The organism is Corynebacterium diphtheriae, from assembly GCF_001457455.1.
Lineage (GTDB): Bacteria > Actinomycetota > Actinomycetes > Mycobacteriales > Mycobacteriaceae > Corynebacterium > Corynebacterium diphtheriae.
In genome coordinates, this window is record NZ_LN831026.1 from 661,248 (window position 1) to 676,863 (window position 15,616).

Sequence of the window (15,616 nt, forward strand, 5' to 3'; positions counted from 1 at the left end):
GCGAGAAACAGAGCAATTGTGTGGGTTCATTCAGTATTTACAGCTTTAGTGAAAAAACTCACATCCGTGTTAAAAAGTGACAATTTCGAGGTTTGCTCATTGGGAAACACGTTATGACCACTTAAAACAAAAGTGGACATGGTCATATGTTTGGGTTTGGTTGGTTTTGTGATCTTTTCCTAGTGTTTTCAACGTGCGTTACAGGACAAAAATGCCTAAATTTGTGAGTTATGAGCCCGAGAAAAATTGGAGTGACCGAAGTCGCTCTGCGCGACGCACATCAGAGCTTGTTTGCAACCCGCATGGCCATGGAAGACATGGTTGCCTCATGCGAGGATATTGACAACGCAGGCTTTTGGAGTGTGGAGTGCTGGGGCGGCGCAACGTACGACGCCTGCATCCGATTCCTCAACGAAGATCCATGGGAGCGCTTGCGTACTTTCCGCAAGTTGATGCCTAATTCGAAGCTGCAGATGCTGCTTCGTGGCCAGAATCTTCTGGGATACCGCCACTATGAGGACACCGTGGTGGACAAGTTTGTGGAGAAGTCAAAGGAAAACGGCATGGACGTTTTCCGTGTCTTTGACGCTTTGAACGATCCGCGCAACATGGAACGCGCTATGCAAGCGGTGAAAAAAGTGGGCGGCCACGCCCAAGGCACGATCTGCTACACCGTGTCGCCACTGCACACCGTAGAAGGATACATTGAGCAGGCAGGTCGACTGCTCGACATGGGTGCAGATTCCATTGCTTTGAAGGACATGGCTGCGCTTTTGAAGCCACAGCCTGCCTATGATGTCATTCGCGGTATCAAGGAAACCTACGGCGAAGACACTCAGATCAATGTCCACTGCCACTCGACCACTGGTGTTACCTTGGTGACCTTGATGAAGGCCATTGAGGCTGGCGCAGATGTTGTCGACACCGCAATTTCTTCCTTGTCGCTCGGCCCAGGCCACAACCCAACCGAGTCTCTTGTTGAAATGCTTGAGGGTACCGAGTACACCACAGATCTGGACATGGATCGTCTGATTAAGATTCGTGACCACTTCAAGACAATTCGCCCGAAGTACAAAGAGTTTGAGTCCAAGACGTTGGTGGATACCAACATCTTCCTTTCACAGATTCCTGGCGGCATGCTCTCCAACATGGAAAGCCAGCTCACCGCTCAAGGTGCAGGCGACCGTATCGATGAAGTGATGCGCGAAGTTCCAATTGTTCGTAAAGACGCTGGTTACCCACCACTCGTGACGCCTTCTTCGCAGATCGTCGGCACGCAGGCAGTGTTCAACGTTCTCATGGGCCGTTACAAGGTCATGACTGCAGAGTTCGCAGACTTGATGCTGGGTTACTACGGCGAATGCATCGGTGAGCGCAACGCTGAATTGGTTGAGCAGGCAAAGGCTCAAACCAAGAAGGAACAGATCACCGTTCGTCCTGCAGATCTTCTCGAGCCAGAGTGGGATCACCTCGTCGAGGAGGCATCCAAGCTGGAAGGCTTTGATGGTACCGATGAGGACGTGCTCACCAACGCATTGTTCCCAGGTGTTGCACCAGGGTTCTTTAAGACCCGTCCAGAGGGGCCAAAGAACGTGGGCAAGGATCCATCGAAGATCAAGACCCGCGATAACCAGGCGGTCTTGGAACCAATCACCTACAAGGTCACCGTGGGCGGTCGCAGCCAGACCGTCAAGGTTGAGCCAGCTGAATAAGGAGTTTGACTAATGGCTAAAGAATTGTCGATGGCCGAGCGCCTCGAAAAGCTGGCAGCTGCTAAGGCCGAGGTAAGCCTTGGTGGTGGCCAAGCCAAGATTGATAAGCAGCACGAAAAGGGCAAGCTTACTGCTCGCGAGCGTATCGACGCGCTTGTCGACGACGGCACCTTCTTTGAAACTGGCATGTTTGCTAAGCACCGCACCACTCACTTTGGTATGGACAAGGCGAATGCCCCAGCAGATGGTGTTGTGACTGGTTCCGGAGCTGTGTTCGGTCGCCCTGTCCACATCGCTTCTCAAGACTTCACCGTCATGGGTGGTTCTGCAGGTGAGACGCAATCCAACAAGGTCGCTGCGATGATGGAGGCTTCGGCCACCACCGGTACACCGTTCATCTTCATTAATGACTCCGGCGGAGCTCGTGTCCAGGAGGGTATCGACTCCCTGTCCGGTTACGGCAAGGTGTTTTACCACAACGTGCTGCTATCGGGTCTGGTCCCACAGATCTCGATCATTGCTGGCCCTTGTGCCGGTGGTGCAGCATACTCGCCAGCGCTGACTGACTTCATCATCCAGACCCGCAAGGCCAACATGTTCATCACTGGCCCCGGTGTGATCAAGTCCGTTACTGGCGAAGAAGTCACCGCTGATGCACTTGGTGGCGCAGACGCACACATGACCAAGGCCGGCAACATCCACTTCATTGCTGATGACGACGAGCAAGCCGTCCTGATCGCTCAGAAGCTGCTGAGCTTCCTGCCTCAGAACAACACTGAGGAGCCACCTGTGGTGGATCCTGACCCAGTAGTTGAGCCTGATCCAGAGCTGCGTGACATTGTTCCTGTGGAAGGCAAGAAGGGCTACGATGTCCGCGACATCATCAGCCGTGTTGTCGACCGCGGTGACTTCCTCGAGGTCCAGGCAGGCTACGCTACAAACATCGTGGTCGGTTTTGCACGTATCGTCGGTCGTACTGTCGGTATCATCGCCAACCAGCCAAACGTGATGTCGGGTGTCCTAGACATCAACTCTTCTGACAAGGGCAGCCAGTTCATCCGTTTCTGCAACGCTTTCAACATTCCACTCGTTACCTTCGTGGACGTTCCAGGCTTTATGCCAGGTGTTGCTCAAGAGCACGGCGGTATCATCCGCCACGGTGCAAAGATGCTTTACGCATACTCCGCAGCATCGGTGCCAAAGGTGACCATCGAGCTGCGTAAGTCCTACGGTGGCGCTCACTTGGCAATGTGCTCCAAGGATCTTGGTGCAGACCGTGTCTTCGCATGGCCAACTGCTGAGATCGCTGTGATGGGTGCAGAAGGTGCCGTCAACGTGGTCTTCCGTAAAGAAATTGAGGCTGCCGAAGACAAGGAAGCAAAGCGCGAAGAGCTTATCCAGCTGTACAAGGATACGTTCTCCACACCATTTATGGCCGCATCCCGTGGTTTGGTGGACGACATCATCGATCCAGCAGAGACTCGCCTGCACATCGCCAATGCACTTGAGGTTCTGACCAACAAGCGCGTTACCCGCCCTGCTAAGAAGCACGGCTTGGGACCAGTGTAAGGAAGCGTCAGTCATGAGCGATTTAAACAACGAGCAACTGCTTCAACTAGTCAACGAGTTAAGCGCGCGCCTCGATTCCGCAGAATCAGAGATCAAAGAGTTGCGTAAGCGCTCTGATGCGTCCATCCCAGAAGACGTCATCATCGCAATTTCTGCAGCAGTCTCCGCATTCTTGGGTAACCGAGGCAAGATCAAGGCCGTGAAGTACTCGCGTCACCGCACGTGGGCCGCTCAGGGTCGTCAGAGCGTCCAGCATCATATTCCGGGCACGCTGTAAGCAGCCGAGGATAGAAGGTAAATCATGAAACTTAATGTGACAGTCAACGGCATCGCTTACTCCGTCGAAGTCGAGGTCGAGGAAGAAAAGCGCCAGATTGCGCCAATCTACTTCGGCGGCGGCTCCGGTGGCGGTGCTACCCACTCCGAACCAGCTACTGCCAGCGTGTCCGGTGTGAGCGCTAACGCAGTGGTCGCACCTCTTGCAGGCTCGGTATTCAAGATCTTGGTCGAAGAAGGCGAAGAGATTGAAGCCGGTCAGGTTCTGCTGATCTTGGAAGCCATGAAGATGGAAACCGAGATCACCGCTCCCAATGCTGGCAAGGTTGGCAGCATCCGAGTCGAGGTCGGCGAGTCCGTCCAAGGCGGCCAAGCGTTGGTCACCATCGACTAATCAAACAAGGTGTGCACAACACCTATGTGACACGTGCGCGCTGTGCAAAAACTCCCTGTTTTCAGGGACTTGCACAGCGCGTTTGCGCATTTAGGGGAGAGGTATTCAGGGCACTTAATTTTTTACCGCACACGTGGTTATATAGGGGAGATCGTCGTTGTTATTCACTTCCACAATCCACGTGAAGGTTCATCAAATCTTATGCGCCACCTTTGTTTTTCGCGCCTGTATCGTCCACTATTATTCGCTGCTGCAACCACGGGTGCGGCATTTTTTGCGGGGCCGCTAGCTTACGCTGATGAGGTCCAATCCACACCTCAGCCAGTAACACAGCCACAGCATGCACCGACCCTGACACAAACTGTCACCACGATGGTTAATAGCTGGGGGATTCCAGCACCTGCAATCGATCCCCAGATTGCGGCGGCCGTCGATACGCTAGCTCAACAAGTTCAAGCATTCGTAGCCCCTGTCATGCCCTATGCAGATCCCCAGGTGGCTGCACCTGCCCCTGAGCGGCATGCGGTCGCGCAACGCCCCGTTGATGGTCCTAATTATCACTGGACGAACGACCCTGTTTCGCAGGTAATGGCTCAAAAACCTGGTCCAGTGCTGCACCGTGTTCAGGGTAGTTGGTTTAATGCACCAGACATTCCAGAAGAATCATTGCAGGCGCAAGCTCAGGGGGCATCTCTGTATGGCCCTGGCACCCCGATCTACGTGGGCAAAGACCGCCTATGCACAGTAGGTGCTTCTGGCTACGATGCCGATGGGCGGAAAATCGCTATTACGGCAGGGCACTGCGGAAATGTAGGAGATGCGGTCAGCTCTGCTGATTCGTGGCAGGTAGGCCCAAGCGGTACCGTGGTAGCTAAAGGCTCTAACTTGGACTATGCAGTCGTAGAGCTTGGCTCCAATGCTCAAGTCACCCAAAATTACAACAATATCCGCGTTAATTCAGTCGGTGGCCCGATGCCTGTCACAGGTAATACAGCCTGCAAACAGGGCGTTGCTACTGGGTTTAGCTGTGGATTGGTGTGGAATCATGACCACCGCACCACGGCTTCCCAAGTCTGCGCAATGCAGGGCGATTCCGGTGCACCAATGTTGGTGGGAGATCGTGTGGTTGGCATCATCAACGGTGGCATGATCCCTAATGTGAACTACCCATGCACAACCCCATGGCAGGGGCCGTTCTTTGTGCCCACTATCAGCACGAACATGGATGCAATCGTATCCGACCTCAATTCTAAGAAATCAGTCGGACATGGTTTCCGGCTTGCTAACTCTTAATAGATAGCGGGGGAGTTGTTATCGCGATGAGGTCAGCATTGTGCGGACTTCATCGTGAAGCAGCCCATTAGTAGCCAGCGCGTTTCCACCATGAGGTCCTAGGCTTCCGTCGAGGGAACTAAACACTCCGCCGGCTTCTTCAACCAATATGGACAAGGGAGCTAGATCCCACAGGGATACTTCTGGTTCCGCAGCAATATCGACTGCGCCTTCGGCAACGAGGCAGTAGGAGAAGAAGTCACCGAATCCGCGTAGACGCCACGTCTCGTCGGAAAGAGCGACAAAGTTGTTCAATAGACCGCGTTCTTTCCAGCCATCGAGGGAGGAGAACGAAACGGAGGCGTCGGTTAGCTGCGCTACGTTACTGACGTGGATGCGGCGGGATTCTTGAGCTGGGTTGCTGCGCCATGCACCTTCTCCTTGAGCAGCCCACCAACGATGTGCAATGGCTGGCGCAGACACCACGCCAACAACAGGGTGGCCGTCGACAAGCAATGCTATAAGTGTGGCCCACACGGGAACACCGCGAACGTAGTTTTTGGTGCCATCGATGGGGTCGATGATCCACTGCCGGCCGGTGAACTCGGCGGTGCCACCAAATTCCTCGCCGAGAATTGCGTCCTCGGGGAAGCGCTGCGCGATGAGATCTCGAAGTTCACGCTCCGTGGCAATATCGGCATCGCTGACCGGCGTCATATCTGGTTTAGAAGAAACCTTCAGGTCAGAGGCTGCAAATCGTGCCAAGGTGATGGCGTCTGCGGCATCTGCAAGCTGGAGAGCAAACTCAAGATCGTCGTGGTAACTCATGGGTGGTACGTGCTCCTGAAAATAGCCGGAAAACTGGAGAGATGTAAGAACAGTATTAGCGAGACAACATCGCTGCGACTTCATCGGTTGCTTGTGGATTAGAAGCAATTGACCACGTCACGCCACCGGATTCCACTTTGATGCACTTTCCGCCCGCGCCTTCAACAAGGGCGCGACCAGGTAACCAATCCCAGTCTTTTACCGAATGTTGCACGTAGGCTCCAATAGTGCCATCGGCAACGTTGGCCAGCTCTACTGAACCGGATCCCATCATTCGCCAGCTTAAAAAGGCTTGGGCAATGGTGAGCCAGCGGGTGACGATCTCTGGCTGCTGAAGATATGGCGGGTTGAGGTAGGTGGCAAAGTTGATCAGCTCGGTGGATTTATTTTCTAGCTTGGCTACGGGTTGCCCGTCGCGGGTGGTGGGGATCTCTGGTCCACCGAACCAGGTGTAGCCCATAGCAGGGCGGTGTACTGCGCCGAAGATGATGCGGGTGGGATCTTCTGGTTCACCTTCGATCAGTGCAAGCGCGGAGCACCAAAAGTCTGATCCGTTGACAAAGTTGTAGGTGCCGTCGACGGGGTCGATCACCCATGTGCGCCCTGAGGTGCTGTTTCGGGTTGCGCCTTCTTCGCCCACAATTCCGTCTTCGGGGCGCAGGGTTGTTAGTACTCCTGAAACAAATTCTTCCGCGGCGCGGTCGGCGTCAGTGACCACATCTGATAGGGATGTTTTGTAGTCCGTGTGGACGCCTTGTTCACGCATACGCCATGCTAGTCGGCCTGCGTTGTACACCAACGCTTGCGCTAGGTGCTCATCTGAATCGTCAACGTGGGCGATGATGAACGTTTTGGTAATGGTGGCAATCATCTCCGAGAGGGAAGCTGTCGCTGCTGATTGCGTGCGTGGGTCGGATGAATTCTCCATGTGGTCTATTGTGCATGGCTCTTAGGGATGGAGCCAACATTTCCCCACGGGGGTCTGCCCACTTGAGGGGGAGATCAGGCCAGTATCAAGCACGGCGGGCAGACACGCTAGAATTATCGCTTATGCGACCGGAAACTCAATCTGCTGTAACTCAACTCGACTCGACTTTGACGACCATCGAAAAAGTGATGAATCCCGAGGATTTGGAGTCGCGTGTTCGCGAGTTGGAACAGCAAGCCTCCGATCCTACGCTGTGGGACGATCCTGACACCGCGCAAAAGGTGACTACCGAGTTGTCTTCGGTGCAAGCCAAGCTGAAAAAGCTCAGCACATTGCGCCAGCGTATCGACGACCTCCCCGTGATGTATGAGCTCGCCGATGAGGAAGGCGAGGATGCTTTAGCGCTTGCCGACGAAGAACTCGCCGAGCTGACCGCAGACGTTGAAGCCTTAGAAGTAAAGACTATGTTGTCTGGCGAGTACGATTCCCGTGAGGCAGTGATCAATATCCGTTCTGGCGCCGGTGGCGTGGATGCCGCTGACTGGGCGGAAATGCTCATGCGTATGTACATCCGCTGGGCTGAGAAAAACGACCACAAAGTAGATATTTACGACATTTCTTATGCCGAAGAAGCAGGCATTAAGTCCGCAACGTTCGTAGTTCATGGTGAGTACATGTACGGACAATTATCGGTCGAACAGGGTGCTCACCGCTTGGTTCGTATTAGTCCTTTTGATAACCAGGGGCGTCGCCAGACCTCTTTCGCTGAGATCGAGGTTCTCCCCGTTGTTGAACAAACAGACCACATCGATATCCCTGACTCCGAAGTGCGTGTCGACGTCTACCGTTCCTCGGGGCCAGGTGGGCAGTCCGTGAACACCACCGACTCTGCCGTGCGTCTAACGCACATCCCAACGGGCATCGTCGTGACGTGTCAGAATGAGAAGTCCCAGATCCAGAACAAGGCATCAGCCATGCGCGTTCTTCAGGCAAAACTTTTGGAGCGTAAGCGCCAAGAAGAACGTGCCGAACTTGATGCGCTCGGCGCAGGCGGTAACGCCTCATGGGGCAACCAAATGCGCTCCTATGTGCTGCACCCATATCAAATGGTGAAAGATCTGCGTACAAACTATGAGGTCAATGACCCCCAGAAGGTTCTCGACGGCGACATCGATGGCCTCCTAGAGGCAGGTATTCGCTGGCGCATGGCGGAACAACAGGGGCAAAACTAACCCTGCTGGAAGTGCATAGGGGTTCCAAGACCCAGCGGAATCCCTAGTGCGTACCAAACAATAAAGAAGGCAAACCAGCCAACAAGCATCGCAATGGAATACGGCAATGCAAGCGACACCAGTGTGCCCACACCAGCTGGTTTGTAGTAACGCTGCAAGAATGTCAGCGCGAGCGCGAAATAAGGGCTCATCGGAGTGATGATGTTAGTGGGGGAGTCGCCAATCCTGAACAACATCTGCGTGACTTCAGGGGAAATGCCCACATACATCATCATCGGCACAATCACAGGTGCCATTAATGCCCATTGTGCAGAGCCCGATGTAATCGTGAGATTAAGAAGAGCCACAGCGAGCACTACAGCAGCAAACAAAACATAGACCGGCAGATCCCAACGCTGTAACAGCTCCGCGCCCTTGATCGCAGTCCAAATGCCAAGATTTGACCATTGGAACCATGCGAGGAATTGGGCAACCATAAAGAACAACACGACCATGGGGATTAAAGTGGTCAAGCCCTTGGCCATAAAAGCCGGAATGTCGCCTAGAGACGTGATGCTTTTTATCGTGATCCCATAAACCACACCAAGGCCTAAAAACATCAAGGAAATCGGAACAGTAACAGCCTTGACGAGCGGACTGGACATCGCTGATTCTTCAGAATAAAACGGCGAGGCCGGCACAAACAGGAGCGCAAAATATACGGCCAACATGCCAATAAAGGCCGCACCTGCAATTGTTAGTGCGCGGATTTCCCCTGAATGGAGTGCTATTTCCTCGGCTAGTTCCTCATCGGTTTTCGCGCTGGGGTCGGGGTGATCGTCGTCGCGAAAGCTTAATTCCGAGTGATCGATGTGGTTGTGATCGACGAGCTGGCGTGCCTTGTTTTTAACGAACAGTTCTGTCACTGCGGTGATAATCAACGCAAGGACGAGGGAAGAAGCGACAACGAAGAAGTAATTGGCAAGGGGTGAGACGTGATATTCCGGATCGACCAGTTGCGCTGCGGAGGTAGAAATTCCGCTAAGGAGAACATCTGTGATGTTAAGGATCAAGCTGGCATTAAACCCGGCTGACGACGCGGCGAAGGCAACCATGGCGCCCACGATGGGGGAGCGGCCGAGGGCACGGAAGCTCATGGCGCCAAGCGGAATGAGCATCACGTAGACAGCGTCTGAAGCAATTGAGCCGGTCACACCTGCCAGTGCGACAACGTATGTCAGGGTCTTCGGACCGACTTTGGCTACCATGGCGCGTACTAGTGCGCTGATAAAGCCAGAGTGTTCGGCCACGGAAACACCCAGCATGACGGTAATGATGACGCCTAACGGTGGGAAGGTTACAAAGTTGTTCACCGCTTCGCTCACCATTTTGGTGGCGCCCTCTTTTGTTAGCAGGTTTGTCACTTCTACTGTCGATCCGTCTTGAGGATTAACAGCAGTCATGCCGATGGCGGATCCTATCCAGCTGCTGATGGCCACAATGATGGCGAGGAAGGCGAATATCCAGAAGGGTCTGGTAATCGATTGCCTAGCTGTTCTATTTTTCCGAGAAAGCCAGAAGGGGCAGTCTTGTGGGGCGGTGTGGTCGTGCTCATTTCTGGGCTCCGATCGTCGGCAACAATGATGTCCGCCAGTGTACTGACGATGATGTGATGGTGGTCATAGGGTTTGCTGTGTGGGGGGTGCTGCGCCGTGTGCGATGGCAGCGATGTCCGAATGTAAAAATTGTGACTGCTGTTTCCATTGGGGCGGATGTTAGCTAAGGTGGACGTTTGTGATCACGTTCGACAATGTCACCAAGCTCTATAAGACCTCGACCCGACCAGCGCTCAACAATGTTTCGCTTACCATTAACAAGGGCGAATTTGTTTTCCTCATTGGGCCTTCCGGCTCCGGAAAGTCCACTTTTCTGCAGCTGATGATCCGAGAGGAGAATCTGACCAGCGGCGACCTGTACTTGTCAGATTTCCACGTGAATAAACTTCGTGGCCGCCAAATTAACAAGTTGCGCCAAAATATCGGCTACGTCTTCCAGGACTTCCGATTGCTCCAACAAAAAAATGTTTACGACAATGTAGCGTTCGCACTCGAGGTCATCGGCACCCGTAAAGCGCGTATCGACAAACTCGTTCCAGAAACCCTCGAACTCGTGGGACTTTCTGGCAAAGCTAACCGAATGCCACACGAGCTTTCCGGTGGTGAGCAGCAGCGAGTAGCTATCGCGCGTGCGTTTGTTAACCGGCCGCTTCTTTTGCTTGCCGACGAACCCACCGGCAACCTTGATCCCGAAACTTCCGACGGCATCATGGTGTTGCTCAACCAGATCAATAAAACCGGAACGACAGTAGTTATGTCGACGCACAATGCACGAGCGGTGAACGACATGCGTCGACGCGTGATCGAGCTCAATTTGGGCACCCTAGTGCGTGACGACGCCCACGGCGTCTACGGCGAGGCACAGTAGGAGGAGAGTGCACACGATGAAACTTGGATTTGTATTCCGTGAAGCGTTCCGAGGCCTCGGCCGAAACATCACGATGACCATTGCGTTGATCATCACCACCGCGATTTCGCTCGCGCTGCTGGCAACCGGCTTTTTGGTTACCAACATGACCAAAGAAACCAAAGATATCTACCTTGACCGTGTGGAGGTCATGGTTCAGCTCAACGAGGACATCTCCGCTAATGACAAGGATTGTTCAAGTCAAGCGTGCCGTGACGTGCGAGATAAGCTCGATGGTGCCGATGGTATCGAGACAGTAACCTATCGTTCCCGCCAACAGTCTTATGACCGTTTCGTTGAAGTTTTCAAAGACACCGACCCCCAACTGGTCGCAGAAACTTCACCAGACGCACTGCCTGCGGCACTCCACGTTCGTCTCGAAGACCCCCTAGACACAAAGCCTCTTGACCAGGTTCGCGACATGGAACAGGTAGATACCATCGTCGACCAAGTCGATGACCTTCGCGGTGCTACTGACAATCTCGACGCGATCAGAAACTCCACCTTCATTTTCGCTGCAATCCAAGCGATTGCCGCCATCTTCCTGATCGTCAACATGGTCCAGATCGCCGCATTTAATCGTCGTGAAGAAATCTCCATCATGCGCATGGTGGGTGCTTCCCGCTGGTACACCCAAGCCCCCTTTGTAATCGAAGCAATGGTGGCGGCGCTGTTCGGTGCAATCTTGTCTGGCCTTGCGCTTTTCGGTGGCAAAATGTGGGTGGTTGATAAGACTCTCAAAGGCCTTTACGATTCGCAGCTCATCGCACGAGTAAGCAATGCCGATATTTGGGCAGTGGCTCCCGTCGTTGCAGTCATTGGCATTATATTTGCAGCTATCACTGCTCAGGCAACATTACGGTGGTACGTGCGTAAGTAACCACTGCATCCTCATAAGCGCTGCACATCCCCAAGAAAACCACACGTACCTTTACCGTGGAATTTCTTGGGGATGTGGTGTATTTACGGGTACTATCGATGCCACTATGGCAAAGAAGAAAAAGGCGAAAAATAGCCACCCAGTTATTGCTTCTAACCGCAAAGCGCGGCATGACTACAAGATTTTGGACACCTTCGAGTGCGGAATCGTGCTGTTGGGAACAGAAATCAAGTCGATCCGTGAGGGCAAAGTATCCCTCACCGACTCCTTTGCCACTATCGATGAAGGCGAAGCCTGGATCCGTAATCTCAATATCCCAATCTATTCCCGCGGATCGTGGACGAACCACTCGCCAATGCGCACCCGAAAACTTCTTCTGCACCGACGCGAAATTGATTCGCTCATGGGCAAGGTGCGTGACGGAAACAAAACTCTGGTTCCATTGTCCTTGTACTTCAAAGAAGGGCGACTCAAAGTGGAACTCGGACTTGCCCAGGGTAAACAAGACTACGACAAACGCCAAGACATCAAGCGTCGCACCGAAGAACGAGAAGTGGTTCGCGATCTGGGGCGTCGTGTCAAAGGAATCCACGCTTAGAAACAGGGGTTGAAAAGCTCACTCCAGCCAGCTAATATTGCGGTTCTACAGTTATTCGTTGTACGGCGACCCAACTGTAGAAGCACCAACGGGGCTGATTTTGGTTTCGACTGCGTGCATTAAGCTAGGGGAAGCGTGCCGGTGCAGGCTAGAGACCACCGATTTTAAGCGTCGTAGCAAATATATAAGCGCAGAGAACACTCAGCGCGACTACGCCCTCGCTGCCTAATTTGCAGCGACCTGCGTGTCTGTCAGCCTAGATTCGTCTCTGGTTTAGTGTCTGGCATCGATTAAGAGACTTGCTGGTTTGTTGTGTCAACGGGGCAAACCGGGACTTTCACCGATGACTGGGCTCATCATCCGGGTGTGTTCGTCCAAGCCGGAGAGCCGAGTAGAGATCCACGCGCGAACTGCGCACGGAGAAGCCCTAGCGAGGTGACGTAGGACCCGGGTTCAATTCCCGGCAGCTCCACTACTAGGACGCTCATTTTGATACAAAATGAGCGTCCTATTTTTATGCTGGATAAAGAGCCATTTTGACAGCTCAACATAGGGTTCTCTATTTTATTGATCCGCTTGGTTTCCTATGCAGTGGTCGCTGAGGCGATGCGCCTGAGACCTACCCTTCGGTAAAAAACTGACCCCACGTTCTCGTTACGGCTCGTATATTTGGACGCTATCTTGCTGGGCGGGTACTTTTTTATACCCTTGCCCAGCAATATCTCCTTCGCATGCTTAAGTTGCTGCTGGTTTAGCGGGGCGCTGCGCTACCCGGCTGAAAGATAAAACTAAACTGTGTGATTTCTCTTTTGACTAGCCGTTTCTTTGAGTTTAAGGTCTTGCCAGCATGTAGAGCACCATTTTTGACGGCTTGATGGCTTTAACGGCATGCGGTAATCGGGTAGTGAAATGCACTATCCCACCAGGTAGCAGAGTCACGGTTTTACCTTCGGCGGTGATTTCAAGCTCACCTTCTAAGGTTTCAACGAGCACTGGCATTGCAGCCGTGTGCTCGGAAAGTTCCTCCCCGGCATCGAAAGAAAATAGGACGACGTTGACTCCCTCGGCACGCAGCAAGGTTTTGGAGACAGTTGAGCCTGACGCGTACTCGATTTCATTAGCTAGATTGTTAATAAAGCCTAGGGCTGGGGATGCTGGAGTTTCAGCGCTCATGACGGTGACCTTTCAGGTGATTAGGGAAATAATTTAGTCGGATGGTTTCTTAGCTACTATAGCGATTCCGGACAGGTGGTCGCGGTATTTGTTGAAAGTGGATCGCATCTGAAAAACTCGGGCTCGTAGGGCTTTATCGCGGATTAGGTTACGGATAATCCGGACGACTCCCAAGAAACCTTCATCGGCAAGATTACGCCTGGGAGACAATAGCGCCATCGGTGCGAAACTAATCCATTCCACCTCAAAACCGGCATTAGTTAGCACCGTACGCCATTCATTCTCGGTCAGCGGGCGCGCGTTAACTCGAATCGTCTGGGCTAATTGCTTGCGTAACCCATCAGCCAACTCTGGGTCAATGTCATTTGGGGTGAGGCCAAGCTCGTGGATGGCGTAATAACCGCCTGGTTTGAGGAGGCGGAATGCCTCGGCAACGATTTCGGCTTTGGCTTTTTCGCCTTGCATGGTTAGCATCGCTTCCCCCACCACCACCTCGGCACTTTCGCCACTTAATCCGGTGTCTTGCGCTTTAGCATTAATGACTGTTCCGCCGTGAGGTTTGACGATGGCTTCCACCCGTGCGACTGCCGCCGAGTCTTGATCAACACCAACATAGGAGGATACACCTTCGGTCACGATCAATTGGGCAGTACGACCAAGGCCTGGAGCAAACTCCACGATTTCTTTTCCCTGCATATCGGCGGCACTCAACATACGTTTCGTCAACTTCAACCCGCCAGGGCGAAGCACCCGCTTACCAGCGCGAGCGAGCACCCAATGCCCGGCAGCGGTACTTGTTGAACGATCAGATTGAGGCAAAGAAGACGAGTAATCCATACCGAAATTTTAACAACTAAGGCATACCTAATTCAATCATTCGGCGTACCTTATGTATTTCGAGAGTGAGGGCGGTTAGCGAGATAATAACCAGTTATAATCAAACACAGCTCAACAAACTGACTCCAGTATAAAAAGCGGAACAAAAATCAGGACACTTCAGTCTCGCCACAACGAGTACTAAGCGATCCCGTTTCCGGGACTGTCGGAAAACTAAGGAACGCAGCACTCGTTCAGTAAGTAATTTTTCTGAAGTAAACGGTAAGGTCCTCTTCACTAATGCGAAAGATGGTCTCGATTATATGTGCTCTGGGTCTGCATTAAACAGTCATTCGAAACGGTTGGTTATCACTGCTGGACACTGCGTGCATGGCGGTGGCAATAATGGGGCATGGCATAAGAACTGGGTGTTCATCCCAGATTATCACTACAACCATCGGCCTTACGGGACGTTCCAAGCAAAAACCCTCACCACTTTCCAAGGATGGATAGACAACGGTGAAGGTCGACTAGGCTTCGAAAGAGACGTAGCATTCGTCACTACCTACACTAATGTCTCAGGACAGAAGGTCGTAGATGCCGTCGGTGGGTACGGTTTAAGGACCGGAGGTTCCAAAAATTTTGATGTCACCGTATTTGGATATCCTGGAAACCTTGATGGCGGCGAGAGGATGTGGGCTTGCTGGAGAAGAACTACGACGCACAGATGGTGGCTAAGCAGCTTCCCCAAGATCACAGGATGCGATTTTGGAGGCGGATCTTCCGGAGGTCCTTGGCTAGATGACTACAGCAACTCCACGGGGCTTGGACACGTTCGATCAGTTACCTCGTTCGGGCCAGTAGATAACTTTTATAACGGTGGTCCGTATTTTGATGATGGTGTAATGAATCTATTTAACTCCACCCGGAATGATTAAATGAATTTTGGAAGATGGCTAATAGTTATTCTGGGCATCGTTGCCATGCTATGCGGATGCTCGAACAGCGAAGCCGGTTTGCACTCAGAAAAATTAATAAACTGGACTAAGTATGAAGTTTCAGATTCACATGAATTAACTTTTATTGCCAACACGGGCGATCCTAAGTGTTTCAAACTACGCATCGTTACCAAGGAAACTGATGGTCTCATTGAAGTTGCAATCGTCGAGGGAGTGCTACCAGAAGCACCAAAGCACTGCACGGCTGTAGGTAAGATCGAAAAACTTACTGTTACAACTGAAGCTCCAGCACAAAACTTAAACGTTCGTGCTTTGCCCTCAAGAGAAGTTGAGCTAAATCCCTAGCTACTAGGGCGCGGTATATTCCTGTGTAGCTGGTGAAAAAAGTGAACTGCTCCCCATTAGTTGGACTGAGAAATCAGTTACCTACTAGCGGGGAGCAGTTGTATGCGTGCACGTAGTTCGTTGTCGGCGGGA

Annotated in this window: 15 protein-coding genes, 1 other RNA gene and 1 pseudogene; 12 read left to right on the top strand and 5 right to left on the bottom strand. The window is 52.6% G+C overall.

Translation table 11 applies throughout. The annotated features are described in order from the left end of the window. Nucleotides 1-230 precede the first annotated feature (230 nt). The 5 genes from AT687_RS03255 (at nucleotide 231) to AT687_RS03275 (ending at nucleotide 5,244) form a co-directional block, all read left to right on the top strand. Nucleotides 231-1,712 carry a methylmalonyl-CoA carboxytransferase subunit 5S gene (locus AT687_RS03255; protein WP_010934521.1) on the top strand — a complete coding sequence of 494 codons (1,482 nt, stop codon included), beginning with the start codon at nucleotides 231-233 and terminating at the stop codon, nucleotides 1,710-1,712. A 12-nt stretch (nucleotides 1,713-1,724) separates the two neighbouring features. Then, nucleotides 1,725-3,281 (top strand): acyl-CoA carboxylase subunit beta, encoded by a 1,557-nt coding sequence (locus tag AT687_RS03260; protein WP_014318801.1) that lies wholly within the window; start codon nucleotides 1,725-1,727, stop codon nucleotides 3,279-3,281. Between the two features lie 13 nt (nucleotides 3,282-3,294). Next, nucleotides 3,295-3,558 carry a hypothetical protein gene (locus AT687_RS03265; RefSeq protein WP_003850577.1) on the top strand — a complete coding sequence of 88 codons (264 nt, stop codon included), beginning with the start codon at nucleotides 3,295-3,297 and terminating at the stop codon, nucleotides 3,556-3,558. A gap of 24 nt (nucleotides 3,559-3,582) precedes the next feature. Next, complete coding sequence (locus tag AT687_RS03270) at nucleotides 3,583-3,951, top strand: biotin/lipoyl-containing protein (RefSeq protein ID WP_003850583.1); 369 nt, start codon at nucleotides 3,583-3,585, stop codon at nucleotides 3,949-3,951. 201 nt (nucleotides 3,952-4,152) lie between these two features. Further along, the gene (locus AT687_RS03275; RefSeq protein ID WP_014318802.1) at nucleotides 4,153-5,244 is read left to right on the top strand and encodes a S1 family peptidase; all 1,092 of its coding nucleotides are present in this window, start codon (nucleotides 4,153-4,155) and stop codon (nucleotides 5,242-5,244) included. An 18-nt stretch (nucleotides 5,245-5,262) separates the two neighbouring features. Here the strand turns inward: AT687_RS03275 and hisN are convergent, their stop codons facing one another. Both hisN and AT687_RS03285 read right to left on the bottom strand, forming a co-directional pair. After that, complete coding sequence (hisN, locus tag AT687_RS03280) at nucleotides 5,263-6,051, bottom strand: histidinol-phosphatase (RefSeq protein ID WP_014318803.1); 789 nt, start codon at nucleotides 6,049-6,051, stop codon at nucleotides 5,263-5,265. Nucleotides 6,052-6,106: 55 nt separating this feature from the next. Beyond that, nucleotides 6,107-6,979, bottom strand: coding sequence for an inositol monophosphatase family protein (locus AT687_RS03285; RefSeq protein ID WP_003850590.1), 873 nt, complete (start codon nucleotides 6,977-6,979; stop codon nucleotides 6,107-6,109). Nucleotides 6,980-7,101: 122 nt separating this feature from the next. On the opposite strand from AT687_RS03285, the gene prfB reads away from it, so the two are divergent. Beyond that, nucleotides 7,102-8,211 (top strand): peptide chain release factor 2, encoded by a 1,110-nt coding sequence (prfB, locus tag AT687_RS03290; RefSeq protein ID WP_010934526.1) that lies wholly within the window; start codon nucleotides 7,102-7,104, stop codon nucleotides 8,209-8,211. Here the strand turns inward: prfB and AT687_RS03295 are convergent. Continuing rightward, a pseudogene (locus AT687_RS03295) lies at nucleotides 8,208-9,805 on the bottom strand (AbgT family transporter). The gene prfB and the pseudogene AT687_RS03295 sit on opposite strands and share 4 nt — an antisense overlap. Nucleotides 9,806-9,984: 179 nt before the next feature. On the opposite strand from AT687_RS03295, the gene ftsE reads away from it, so the two are divergent. From ftsE to ssrA, 4 genes are all read left to right on the top strand, one after another. Continuing rightward, complete coding sequence (gene ftsE / locus AT687_RS03305) at nucleotides 9,985-10,674, top strand: cell division ATP-binding protein FtsE (protein ID WP_003850596.1); 690 nt, start codon at nucleotides 9,985-9,987, stop codon at nucleotides 10,672-10,674. Nucleotides 10,675-10,690: 16 nt separating this feature from the next. Then, nucleotides 10,691-11,593, top strand: a complete 903-nt coding sequence (ftsX, locus tag AT687_RS03310) for a permease-like cell division protein FtsX (RefSeq protein ID WP_014318805.1) — start codon at nucleotides 10,691-10,693, stop codon at nucleotides 11,591-11,593. A 106-nt stretch (nucleotides 11,594-11,699) separates the two neighbouring features. Continuing rightward, on the top strand, nucleotides 11,700-12,191 hold the full coding sequence (gene smpB / locus AT687_RS03315) for an SsrA-binding protein SmpB (protein ID WP_014303095.1): 492 nt from the start codon (nucleotides 11,700-11,702) through the stop codon (nucleotides 12,189-12,191). Nucleotides 12,192-12,281: 90 nt separating this feature from the next. Beyond that, nucleotides 12,282-12,666, top strand: a transfer-messenger RNA (tmRNA) gene (gene ssrA / locus AT687_RS03320). A 356-nt stretch (nucleotides 12,667-13,022) separates the two neighbouring features. Here the strand turns inward: ssrA and AT687_RS03325 are convergent. After that, nucleotides 13,023-13,364, bottom strand: a complete 342-nt coding sequence (locus AT687_RS03325; RefSeq protein ID WP_014301565.1) for a cupin domain-containing protein — start codon at nucleotides 13,362-13,364, stop codon at nucleotides 13,023-13,025. A 33-nt stretch (nucleotides 13,365-13,397) separates the two neighbouring features. Continuing rightward, complete coding sequence (locus tag AT687_RS03330; RefSeq protein ID WP_014301566.1) at nucleotides 13,398-14,201, bottom strand: class I SAM-dependent methyltransferase; 804 nt, start codon at nucleotides 14,199-14,201, stop codon at nucleotides 13,398-13,400. Nucleotides 14,202-14,503: 302 nt separating this feature from the next. Here AT687_RS03330 and AT687_RS11805 point away from each other — a divergent pair, with 302 nt between their 5' ends. Together AT687_RS11805 and AT687_RS03335 are read left to right on the top strand one after the other, a co-directional pair. Then, the gene (locus tag AT687_RS11805; protein ID WP_014318806.1) at nucleotides 14,504-15,118 is read left to right on the top strand and encodes a trypsin-like serine peptidase; all 615 of its coding nucleotides are present in this window, start codon (nucleotides 14,504-14,506) and stop codon (nucleotides 15,116-15,118) included. Beyond that, nucleotides 15,119-15,484 (top strand): hypothetical protein, encoded by a 366-nt coding sequence (locus AT687_RS03335; protein ID WP_014301568.1) that lies wholly within the window; start codon nucleotides 15,119-15,121, stop codon nucleotides 15,482-15,484. The last annotated feature ends 132 nt before the right edge of the window (nucleotides 15,485-15,616 follow it).

Excerpts from the sequence above, each read along its gene's own strand:
- AT687_RS03255 (WP_010934521.1), top strand. The coding sequence starts at position 231 with ATGAGCCCGAGAAAAATTGGAGTGACCGAAGTCGCTCTGCGCGACGCA.
- AT687_RS03260 (WP_014318801.1), top strand. The coding sequence starts at position 1,725 with ATGGCTAAAGAATTGTCGATGGCCGAGCGCCTCGAAAAGCTGGCAGCT.
- AT687_RS03265 (WP_003850577.1), top strand. The coding sequence starts at position 3,295 with ATGAGCGATTTAAACAACGAGCAACTGCTTCAACTAGTCAACGAGTTA.
- AT687_RS03270 (WP_003850583.1), top strand. The coding sequence starts at position 3,583 with ATGAAACTTAATGTGACAGTCAACGGCATCGCTTACTCCGTCGAAGTC.
- AT687_RS03275 (WP_014318802.1), top strand. The coding sequence starts at position 4,153 with ATGCGCCACCTTTGTTTTTCGCGCCTGTATCGTCCACTATTATTCGCT.
- hisN (WP_014318803.1), bottom strand. The coding sequence starts at position 6,051 with ATGAGTTACCACGACGATCTTGAGTTTGCTCTCCAGCTTGCAGATGCC.
- AT687_RS03285 (WP_003850590.1), bottom strand. The coding sequence starts at position 6,979 with ATGGAGAATTCATCCGACCCACGCACGCAATCAGCAGCGACAGCTTCC.
- prfB (WP_010934526.1), top strand. The coding sequence starts at position 7,102 with ATGCGACCGGAAACTCAATCTGCTGTAACTCAACTCGACTCGACTTTG.
- ftsX (WP_014318805.1), top strand. The coding sequence starts at position 10,691 with ATGAAACTTGGATTTGTATTCCGTGAAGCGTTCCGAGGCCTCGGCCGA.
- smpB (WP_014303095.1), top strand. The coding sequence starts at position 11,700 with ATGGCAAAGAAGAAAAAGGCGAAAAATAGCCACCCAGTTATTGCTTCT.
- AT687_RS03325 (WP_014301565.1), bottom strand. The coding sequence starts at position 13,364 with ATGAGCGCTGAAACTCCAGCATCCCCAGCCCTAGGCTTTATTAACAAT.
- AT687_RS03330 (WP_014301566.1), bottom strand. The coding sequence starts at position 14,201 with ATGGATTACTCGTCTTCTTTGCCTCAATCTGATCGTTCAACAAGTACC.
- AT687_RS11805 (WP_014318806.1), top strand. The coding sequence starts at position 14,504 with ATGTGCTCTGGGTCTGCATTAAACAGTCATTCGAAACGGTTGGTTATC.
- AT687_RS03335 (WP_014301568.1), top strand. The coding sequence starts at position 15,119 with ATGAATTTTGGAAGATGGCTAATAGTTATTCTGGGCATCGTTGCCATG.